At 71.6% G+C, this 8812-nt stretch carries 8 protein-coding genes and 1 pseudogene; 3 read left to right on the top strand and 6 right to left on the bottom strand.

The features are described from left to right. The first annotated feature begins 124 nt into the window (after positions 1 to 124). The 3 genes from JK363_RS26805 to JK363_RS26815 all read left to right on the top strand — a co-directional run bounded on the left by JK363_RS26805 (position 125) and on the right by JK363_RS26815 (position 3439). Positions 125 to 1465, top strand: a complete 1341-nt coding sequence (locus tag JK363_RS26805) for a glycosyltransferase family 4 protein (protein WP_201877894.1) — start codon at positions 125 to 127, stop codon at positions 1463 to 1465. Between the two features lie 112 nt (positions 1466 to 1577). After that, positions 1578 to 2327: a class I SAM-dependent methyltransferase gene (locus JK363_RS26810; protein ID WP_201877895.1), complete on the top strand. Its 750-nt coding sequence runs from the start codon at positions 1578 to 1580 to the stop codon at positions 2325 to 2327. Continuing rightward, a complete protein-coding gene (locus JK363_RS26815; RefSeq protein WP_201877896.1) occupies positions 2327 to 3439 on the top strand; it encodes a prenyltransferase in 1113 nt (370 codons plus the stop codon). Before JK363_RS26810 ends, JK363_RS26815 begins: the two co-directional genes overlap by 1 nt. 121 nt (positions 3440 to 3560) lie before the next feature. On the opposite strand, the gene JK363_RS26820 is transcribed toward JK363_RS26815, so the two are convergent. The 6 genes and pseudogenes from JK363_RS26820 to JK363_RS26845 all read right to left on the bottom strand — a co-directional run bounded on the left by JK363_RS26820 (position 3561) and on the right by JK363_RS26845 (position 8715). Then, positions 3561 to 3854 carry a hypothetical protein gene (locus tag JK363_RS26820; RefSeq protein ID WP_201877897.1) on the bottom strand — a complete coding sequence of 98 codons (294 nt, stop codon included), beginning with the start codon at positions 3852 to 3854 and terminating at the stop codon, positions 3561 to 3563. A 100-nt stretch (positions 3855 to 3954) separates the two neighbouring features. Continuing rightward, on the bottom strand, positions 3955 to 4965 hold the full coding sequence (locus JK363_RS26825) for an LLM class F420-dependent oxidoreductase (RefSeq protein ID WP_201877914.1): 1011 nt from the start codon (positions 4963 to 4965) through the stop codon (positions 3955 to 3957). A gap of 144 nt (positions 4966 to 5109) precedes the next feature. Beyond that, positions 5110 to 5964, bottom strand: a complete 855-nt coding sequence (locus JK363_RS26830) for a DUF5336 domain-containing protein (RefSeq protein ID WP_201877898.1) — start codon at positions 5962 to 5964, stop codon at positions 5110 to 5112. A gap of 162 nt (positions 5965 to 6126) precedes the next feature. Then, positions 6127 to 7044 carry an N-acetylmuramoyl-L-alanine amidase gene (locus JK363_RS26835; protein WP_201877899.1) on the bottom strand — a complete coding sequence of 306 codons (918 nt, stop codon included), beginning with the start codon at positions 7042 to 7044 and terminating at the stop codon, positions 6127 to 6129. Positions 7045 to 7091: 47 nt separating this feature from the next. Then, complete coding sequence (locus JK363_RS26840) at positions 7092 to 7775, bottom strand: class I SAM-dependent methyltransferase (protein ID WP_307821877.1); 684 nt, start codon at positions 7773 to 7775, stop codon at positions 7092 to 7094. A gap of 393 nt (positions 7776 to 8168) precedes the next feature. Next, positions 8169 to 8715: pseudogene (locus JK363_RS26845) on the bottom strand (dicarboxylate/amino acid:cation symporter). Positions 8716 to 8812 lie beyond the last annotated feature (97 nt).

Below are 8812 nucleotides of genomic sequence, written 5' to 3' on the forward strand. Positions count from 1 at the left end.
GCTCTGGCGGAGCCGTCGGAGCCAGGTATCTTCGAGACTTCTGGGGCTATCCGATAGTGAAACTTGTTCTAGATAATCGGAAGCGGTTACGCTCCCGCTGAACTGCACCGAGGAGGGGGCGCGAGTGACCGCAGAGGCCGCGCAGGAGATCGGGCCCGACCCGCTTCGAGTGGATCCCCCCGCCGCCACCGACCGGCCGCTGCGCATCGCGCTGCTCAGCTACAAGGGGAACCCCTTCTGTGGTGGCCAGGGCGTCTATGTCCGCCATCTCTCGCGGGAGTTGGCCCGGCTCGGCCACACCGTCGAGGTCATCGGCGCCCAGCCGTACCCGGTGGTGGACACCCACGAAGGCGTGACCCTCACCGAGCTGCCGAGCCTGGACCTCTACCGCCAGCCCGATCCGTTCCGCACCCCACGGCTCGCCGAGTACCGGGACTGGATCGACGCCCTGGAGGTCTCCACCATGTGGACCGGCGGCTTCCCCGAGCCGCTCACCTTCAGCCTGCGCGCCCGCCGCCATCTGGCCGCCCGGCGCGGCCACTTCGACGTCGTCCACGACAACCAGACCCTCGGCTACGGGCTGCTGGGGCTGGAGCGGATCGGCTTCCCCCTGGTGACCACCATCCACCACCCCATCACCGTGGACCGTCGGCTCGAACTGGACGCCGCCGAGGACTGGAAGCGCCGTGTCTCGGTGCACCGCTGGTACGGCTTCACCCGGATGCAGAAGCGGGTGGCCCGGCGGCTGCCCTCGGTGCTCACCGTCTCCGGCTCCTCCCGCCGCGAGATCGTCGACGACCTCGGGGTGAATCCGCGGCGGGTCCATGTGGTGCACATCGGCGCGGACACCGAGCTGTTCGCGCCCGACCCGTCCGTCCCGGAGATCCCCGGGCGCATCGTCACCACCTCCAGCGCGGACGTCCCGCTCAAGGGGCTGGTGTATCTCGTCGAGGCCCTCGCCAAGGCCCGCACCGAGCACCCCGAAGCCCATCTGGTCGTCGTCGGCAAACGCCCCGAGCAGGGCCCGGTGGCCACCGCCATCGCCCGCTACGGGCTCGAGGGCGCCGTCGAGTTCGTCAAGGGCATCAGCGACGCCGAGCTGGTGGACCTGGTGCGCGGCGCCCAGATCGCCTGTGTGCCCTCGCTCTACGAGGGGTTCTCCCTGCCCGCCGCCGAGGCCATGGCCACCGGCACCCCGCTGGTGGCCACCACCGGCGGTGCGATACCCGAGGTCGCGGGCCCCGACGGGGAGACCTGCCTCGCGGTACCGCCCGGTGACGCGGGGGCGCTCGCCGCCTCCCTGGTCCGGCTGCTGGGCGACGCCGACCTCAGACGCCGTCTCGGCGCGGCCGGACGTGAGCGGGTGCTGCGGCGGTTCACCTGGGAACAGGCCGCCCGTGGCACCGCCGAGCACTACCGCGCGGCCATCGGCGCGCGCGTCCCCGCCGCGCGCGCCCGGCGCTGACCGCCTGAAGCCCGCCCCAGCCCGCCTCCGCCCGCCGAGCGACTCACCCGCCGACTCCTCAAGCCGTGAAACCGTCAAGCCCGTTGAACCCGCCGGACGAAAGCAGACCCCCGTGCTGACCGTCGATTTCTCCCGCTTCCCGCTCGCCCCCGGCGATCGTGTCCTCGACCTGGGCTGTGGCGCAGGACGGCATGCCTTCGAGTGCTACCGGCGCGGTGCGCGGGTTGTCGCACTGGACCGCAACGGCGACGAGATACGCGAGGTCGCCAAGTGGTTCGCCGCCATGAAGGAGGCCGGAGAGGCCCCGGCCGGCGCCACCGCGACCGCCATGGAGGGCGACGCGCTCGCCCTGCCCTTCCCCGACGACAGCTTCGACGTGGTCATCATCTCCGAGGTGATGGAGCACATCCCGGACGACAAGGGTGTGCTCGCCGAGATGGTGCGGGTGCTGCGGCCCGGCGGCCGGATCGCCGTCACCGTCCCGCGCTACGGCCCGGAGAAGGTGTGCTGGGCACTGTCGGACGCGTACCACGAGGTCGAGGGCGGCCATATCCGCATCTACCGCGCCGACGAACTCCTGGAGCGGATGCGCGAGGCCGGGCTGCGGCCGTACGGCACCCACCACGCCCACGGCCTGCACAGCCCCTACTGGTGGCTCAAGTGCGCCTTCGGCGTGGACAACGACAAGGCGCTGCCGGTACGGGCGTACCACAAGCTGCTGGTCTGGGACATCATGAAGAAGCCGCTGGCCACCCGGGCCGCCGAGCGCGCGCTGAACCCGCTGATCGGCAAGAGCTTCGTGGCCTACGCGACCAAGCCGCACACCCCGGGCGACACCGGCGCCCCGCTCGAGGGGGCGTGATGGCATACGGCCCCCGTCCCGGCGGCCCGCGCCCCGGCCCCCGGACCGAACGGCTCGCGCTGCCCGGGGTCCTGACCGCCGAGGAGACCCTGCGCACGGTCCGCGCCATCGCCGACGTACAGCGCGCCGACGGCGCCATACCGTGGTTCCGCGGCCACCACCTCGACCCGTGGGACCACGTCGAGGCCGCGATGGCGCTGGACGTGGCGGGCGAGCACGAACGCGCCGAGGCCGCCTACCGCTGGCTCGCCGACCACCAGAACACCGACGGCTCCTGGTACGCGGCCTACCCCGACACCCCCGACGGCGTGGCCGCCACCGCGCCCACCGACCGCGGCCGGGAGACCAACTTCTGCGCCTATGTGGCCGTCGGCGTCTGGCACCACTACCTGGCCACCGGCGACGATGTGTTCCTGGAGCGGATGTGGCCCACGGTCGTGGCCGCCGTCGAGTTCGTCCTCGGCCTCCAGCAGAGCGGCGGCCAGATCGGCTGGCGCCGGAACGAGGACGGCAGCGCGGACACCGACGCCCTGCTGACCGGCTCCTCCTCCGTCTACCAGGCCCTGCGCTGCGCCCTGGCCATCGCCGAGCACCGTGAGGAGCCCCAGCCCGACTGGGAGCTGTCGGCCGGAATGCTGGGCCACGCGATACGCCACCACCCCGAACGGTTCCTGGACAAGAACCGCTATTCGATGGACTGGTACTACCCCGTCCTCGGCGGCGCCCTCACCGGCACCGCCGCCAAGGAGCGCATCGAGGCGGACTGGGACCGCTTCGTGGTGCCGGGCCTGGGGGTGCGCTGTGTGCACCCCAACCCGTGGATCACCGGCGGCGAGAGCTGTGAACTCGCGCTCGCGCTCTGGGTGATGGGCGAGTCCGACCGCGCGGTGGACATCCTCCGGTGGATCCAGCCCCGGCTGCGCGCCGAGGACGGGATGTACTGGACCGGCTATGTCTTCGAGGACGACGCCATCTGGCCGGAGGAGCGCACCACCTGGACCGCCGGGTCACTGGTGCTGGCCGTGGCGGCGCTGGGCGGAGACGAGGCGACCACGGCCGTGTTCGACGGATCGTCCCTGCCCAGGGGGCTGGACTCGGACTGCTGCCGCTGAGGGCCGCTGCCGCTGAGGCGGGGACCGCTTCGGCGGCGGGGCGGCGTGGCGCGGGCGCCGGGGTTCGTCAGGGGAGCCCCGGCCGCGTCGCGTCGGTCGCCCGCCCGATGGGTCGCGGCTGTCAGCCGCGGCGGATGCGTGCGGCCAGGGTGTGGCCGATGAACAGATAGACCAGTGCCGGCAGACCGTAGTTGAGGACGGTCCGCAGCCAGTCGGTGTCCATGGTGAACAGGTCGTGCGACCAGCCTGCCAGCCACTGGGCGGCATCATGGACGACGCTGACCAGGTCGTTGGCCCGGTTGGCGTCGAGGAGCGAGAACAGGATCCACAGGCCGAGGATGACCGCGGTGATGTCCGCGACGACCGCCAGGACGGTCGCGGCCTGATGGTTTCTGGAGCGATAACTTTGAGACATGCCGCACGGGTTGCCGCTCCGGCCGTGTCCAAACGCTGTCCGTGGCCACCGGCCCGCCCCGCCGTTCCGCCCGGCCCCTGGAGACCGCAGGTCAGGGGTGTCAGCCGTTGAGTTCGGCCAGCACCCGCAGGGTCTCCTCGTCCGGTGAGAGCGCCAGCAGATCCGTGACCGGGCCCGAGCGCCACAACTCCAGCCGCTCCGCGATCCGTTCCTTCGGACCGACGAGCGAGATCTCATCGGCGAACGCGTCCGGCACCGCGTCGATCGCCTCCGCGCGGCGGCCCGCGAGAAACAGCTCCTGGACCCGCCGCGCCTCGTCCCCGTAACCGAGCCGCGCCATCAGATCGGCGTGGAAATTACGGGCGGCGTGGCCCATCCCGCCGATGTAGAAGCCCAGCATGGCCTTGACCGGTTTCAGCCCCTCGGCGATGTCCTCGCAGACGCGCACCTGTGCCATCGCCGCCACCATGAAGCCCTCCCGCGCCTCGGCGAGCGCGGCCGTGTACAGCTCCGTGCGCAGCGGCGACCAGTACAGCGGCAGCCAGCCGTCGGCGATCCGCGCGGTCTGCGCGATGTTCTTGGGCCCCTCCGCGCCCAGCAGTACGGGGAGGTCGGGGCGGAGCGGATGGACGATCGGCTTGAGCGGCTTGCCCATCCCGGTGGCGTCGGGACCGGTGTACGGCAGCGGATGGTGGCGCCCCTCCAGCCGCACCGGTGCCTCCCGGCGCAGCACCTGCCGGATGACATCGACGTACTCCCGGGTGGCGGTCAGCGGGCTGGAGGGGAACGGCCGTCCGTACCAGCCCTCCACCACCTGCGGTCCGGACAGCCCGAGGCCGAGCATCATCCGCCCGCCGGAGAGATGGTCCAGGGTGAGCGCCTGCATTGCGGTGGCGGTCGGGGTGCGGGCGGCCATCTGCGCCACCGCCGTGCCCAGCCGGATCCGGCTGGTGTGCGCGGCGATCCAGGTCAGCGGGGTGAAGGCGTCCGAGCCCCAGGACTCGGCCGTCCACACCGAGTGGTACCCCAACCGCTCGGCCTCCCGGGCCAGTTCCAGATGGCGGGGGTCGGGACCACGGCCCCAGTAGCCGAGCGCCAGGCCGAGCCGCATCATGTCCCCTTTCCGTCCAGCTCAGTTGACGGAACATCAGCCGGAACGTCATCCGGTGCGCCGGACTGTACGGGCCGGGTGTGCGAATGGCAACGGCCCCCCGCCCGTGACGGGCGGGGGGCCGTTGTCCGTACGACGTGGAGATCAGCCGCGCTGGATCCCCGTGGTGTCCTGGAGGACGCCGCGACGGCCGTCCTGGGTCTGGGCGACCAGCGCCTGCCCGCGCTGCTCGACCGCGAGGTACCAGGTGCCGGGGGCCAGTTCGGCGATGGTGTTCGACGAACCGTCCTCGGCGTACAGCGGACGGGCCACCGGCACGGCGAACCAGAACGGCGAGAAGTCGCCGCCGGGGGCCGGGGCCGGGGCCGGAGCCGCCGGACCGGGCTGGCCGTGCTGGGCGCCGAAGGGCTGACCACCGGGCTGCGGCTGGCCGGGTTGACCGGGCTGGCCGGGCTGAGCGCCGAACGGCGCCGGGGCGCCGGGCTGGGCACCCGGGCCCGGGTAGCCGTAGCCGGGCTGCGGAGCCTGGTGGCCGTACGGGGACGGAGCCGCCGGGCCGCTGGCCATCAGCGGGGCCTTCAGGGCGGGGACACGTTGGGGGAGCAGCGCACCGGCCGCCATCGCCAGCGTGGCGATGAGACCCAGGATCTGGCCGATTCCCTTGTCGGCGCCATCAGGGCCACCGATGATCGTCCACAGCGAGCTCCAGGCTGCGAAGACCGCCAGCGCGGCGCCCCACTGGTCCAGCGTGAGCCCGAACAGATTGCGCCCTGCGGGCTGGAAGCGCGCGGCCACGATGAGCCCTGCGGCGATGACCCCGGCGAGGAAGATCGACGGCAGGACGGGGAAGATGTCGCCGTTCCACCCGTTGGGCTCGAGCTTGTCGCAGTAATCGCCGCAGTTGTCTGCGGAGTAGAAGTCGAGGAAGGAGGCGATGAAGAGCAACACCGCTGCTCCGATCACCACTCCGTCGCCTCGAGTGAGCGAGCGGATGTTCAACGTGAGGTCCTTTGTCGGTTTCGTCGGTACTAGCGCTGCCGCCAGGCGCGTGGCGCTCAAGGCGTCGGGGGTGCGCCCCATCGTACGGGTGAATCTTCGCGCCGATGGCAGGGGTGCCCCATCGGTATCCCGGTCGTGACCTCCCGTTCGGATGCGGGGACGCTACCCGTGCAAGAAGTCCGTAATGCCCTGTGCGATACCGCGCGCGGCCCGTTCCCGCCAGTGTGCGTCGGTGAGATGCGCCGCATCCTTCGCGTCACGCATATTGCCGCATTCGATGAACACCTTGGGAACGGTGGTGAGGTTGAGGCCGCCGAGATCTCCCCGAACGTTCAACCCGCTGCCGTCTCCGACGTAGTCGGCCGGTTCGCTGCCGGTTTCCTCGGTGAACGAGTCGAGCAGCCGCTCCCCAAGGCGGCGGGAGGGCTTGGTGATCGCCGAGGTGTCGGCGCCGCCGCCGTGCACCCCCTTGGGCAGGATGATGTGGAAGCCTCGCTCCCCGGGGCCCGCGCCGTCGGCGTGGACGGAGACGACGGCGTCCGCGTGGGCCTTGTTGCCGAACTCGGCGCGCTCGTCGACACACGGCCCGAACTCCGTCTTGCCGTCTTGGGTGAACTTCACCGTGGCGCCGTGGGCTTCGAGCAGGGCGCGGGCGCGGCGTGCCACATCGAGGGTGAAAGACGCCTCGGCGTAGCCGGAGTTGGTCGCCGTGCCGGTGGTGTCGCATTCCTTTGTGTTGGTGCCGATGTCCACCCGGCGGGCGATCTGTGCAGGGTGATCGCGATTGTTCGGATTATGGCCCGGGTCGATCACCACGACCTTGCCCTTGAGCGCGTCCGGCGCGGCCGAGGAGGGTGCATGGGAGGAAGGCGCACCGGAGGTGGGCGCGGCGGACGACGGCGGCGGGGACGAGGTGGACGACGCCGTGGGCGGACCGGAGCCGCCCGCGCCCTTGCCGTCCCCCTCCGAGCTCCAGAGCAGCCAGCCCGCGAAGCACGCGGGGATCAGGGCGGCCAGGACGACGGCGAGGGTGCCGCCGCGACGGCCGCCGGGTGCGGGAGGAAAGCTGCCGTAGGACACGCAGGCGATGGTAACCGGGCCGGATGACGCGGCGGGGCCGTCGCGGATTACGTGCCGGAGCCGTCGCCGTCCAGGGGCCCGGCGGTGCGGCGCAGCACCCGCAGTGAGCGGGTCGCGGAGACCTCGGTGAAGGCGCCGGACTCCAGCGCGCGGCGGTAGATGCGGTACGGCGCCTGGCCGCCGTCGGCCGGGTCGGGGAAGACGTCGTGCACCACGAGGAGACCGCCGGGTGCGATATGCCGCGTCCAGCCCTCGTAGTCGGCGGTGGCGTGCTCATCGGTGTGGCCGCCGTCGATGAACACCAGCCCCACCTGCGGTCCCCAGACCGCCGCCACCTCCGGTGAGCGGCCGACCATGGCGATGACGTGGTCCTCCAGGCCGGCGGTGTGCAGGGTGCGGCGGAAGGTGGGCAGGGTGTCCATCCGTCCGACCTCGGGGTCGACGACCTCCGGGTCGTGGTACTCCCAGCCGGGCTGCTGCTCCTCGGAGCCGCGGTGGTGGTCGACGGTGACCGCGATCGTGCCCGCCGCGCGGGCGGCGTCGGCCAGCAGGAGGGTGGAGCGCCCGCAGTAGGTGCCGACCTCGACGAGCGGCAGTCGGAACGCGGTGGCCGCCTCGTGGGCGGCGGCGTACAGGGCGAGCCCCTCGTCAACGGGCATAAAGCCCTTGGCCGCCTCGAACGCGGCGAGGACGGTGCTGTCGGGGGCTGGGGCGGCGGCGGGCTGAGTCACCCGGCCATCCTCCCGTACGGCTCCGGCGGGCGGGCAGGAGGGGCCGGAGAACCCATGGGGACACTCGTGACACCTGGGCCGTTGGTCCTAGGAATTCCGGGGCTCGGATGACCGGCCGCCGACGGCTACCGCAAGCTGACCATCGTCTCCCTCGCCGTTGAGGCCGGGCTGCGGCGCAACAAGCTCACCCGCAAGCACACCGGTCTCAAGGACCTGTTCTACGCCTTGGTCAAGGCCCGCGGGCACAGCCCCGAACCGGTTTCCGAGGCCGCGCGGGCTCGTGGCCGCAAGCAGCAGGAGGATCGCGCGTCCGAGCCGAGCGCGACGAACTGCGCTCCCAGGTCCCGCTCCTGGCCCGGATCGTCCAGGTGCTGGAGATCGAGAATCACCGGCTCAAGGAGACCAACGCCGCTCTGGAGCAGCAGCTGGCCAAGCGCGCGGGTGTCGCGGACCTCGCAGGGCGATGCCTTCTGCGGGCAGTCCGATGCTGGCGCTTGCGGAGATGAGGACGACGATCGCGGCGGATGCCACGCCGGCCATGCCCTGGGAGAGGATGACCAGTACGCCGACCATGAGGAGTAGTGCGGGCAGGGAGGTGTCGGCGCCGTAGGAGTTGGCGATGAAGACGAGCGCAGCGGCCTGGTAGAGGACCGTCGGTGTTGAAGGAGTAGCCGAGAGGGACGACGAATGAGGTCGTTGAGCGGCTCAGTCCGAAGTCCTCCAGCTTGCCCATGAGCGGCGCCAGCACGGCTTCGGAGCTGCGCGTGACGAAGGCGATGCAGGCCAGGTTCCCGATGGCTTTCAGCAGTTCTCGGGTGCACAGGTCCGCTGGTGTTCGAGGTTGCAGCGTTCTGATCTGTGGCCGTCTGTGTTCGGGAGGGGCGGCTTGGTGTGTTGTTCGTGGAGGGGGCGGCGCTAGGCCCTCTCCGGCGGATCTCATCGGGCCCGCGACGCCTGGCACCGCGCCCCCAGCTACCGCTGGGAGGTGCCCCCTCACCAGACGCCGCGGGCTGCTCCTCAAAGATCCACCGAACAGG

Origin of the sequence: Streptomyces coffeae (genome assembly GCF_016741875.1) — a bacterium.
GTDB lineage: Bacteria > Actinomycetota > Actinomycetes > Streptomycetales > Streptomycetaceae > Streptomyces > Streptomyces coffeae.